Here is a 962-nt window from a genome sequence, read left to right on the forward strand (position 1 = left end):
TGAGGTGATCTCAGTGGAATGGGGATGGCTGAGGGCCTGAGGAGATGTGGGCGTGGGGTCCTGGTAGAAGAAGGTCTCACCACAAGATCATCTTCAGAACCAGGACCCCACGTGATCACCTATCGTGCCAGCCTCGATGTCGCCGACGAACTCGCCCTCTACCTCTCTGGCCTCTTGGCCGAGGAACGGCGACGTCGCAGGACTCCGCTCGACCGGCGGGTGTTGTCGACGTTCAAGCAGGCAGTGATGGGGCTGCGCTGGTTCCGCGATCGCAGCGCCATCCCGGCACTGGCCCGGGACAACGACATCTCCCGGGCCACCGGCTACCGCTACATCGACGAGGTCATTGAGGTGCTGGCCGCCCAAGCCCCCGACCTGCACCAAGCACTGCGACGGGCCAAAACCGGCGGCGCCGCCTACGTCATCCTCGACGGCAAACTCTTCCCCTGCGACCGGCTCGGCGAGAAAGCCACCAGTGTCAAAGGCACCCAGATCGACCGGTGGTATTCCGGCAAACACCGTGCGCAGGGCGGCAACATCCAAGCCGTGACCACACCAGACGGGTTCCCGATCTGGGTCTCGCCCGTCGAACCCGGCTCGGTCCACGACATCACCGCCGCCGAACACCACGCACTCGGCACCCTCTACTGGGCCGCGTCCCAACTCAACCTGCCCACCCTCGCCGACGGCGGCTACCAAGGCACCGGCGCCGGCGTGCACACCCTCATCAAACGCTCCAAAACCGGCAAAGGCCGTCCACTATCCCTCGACAACCGCGCCTACAACCAGGCCCTCCGCAGCCTGCGCGGCCCCGGCGAACGCGGATTCGCCCTCCTCACCAAACGCTGGCGCACCCTCCACCACATCACCGCCAGCCCCCGCAAAATCGGCAACATCATCCAAGCCGCACTCGTACTCACCCACCACGAACACAACCGAATCCACTGAGATCACCTCAGTGG

General features: G+C 65.1%; 1 protein-coding gene. It reads left to right on the plus strand.

Features of this window, described 5'->3' with window-relative positions; all coding sequences use genetic code 11:
* Positions 1-111: 111 nt before the first annotated feature.
* The gene (locus E1181_RS31140; RefSeq protein ID WP_132679977.1) at positions 112-948 is read left to right on the plus strand and encodes a transposase family protein; all 837 of its coding nucleotides are present in this window, start codon (positions 112-114) and stop codon (positions 946-948) included.
* The last annotated feature ends 14 nt before the right edge of the window (positions 949-962 follow it).

Origin of the sequence: Saccharopolyspora terrae, from assembly GCF_004348435.1 — a bacterium.
GTDB lineage: Bacteria > Actinomycetota > Actinomycetes > Mycobacteriales > Pseudonocardiaceae > Saccharopolyspora > Saccharopolyspora endophytica.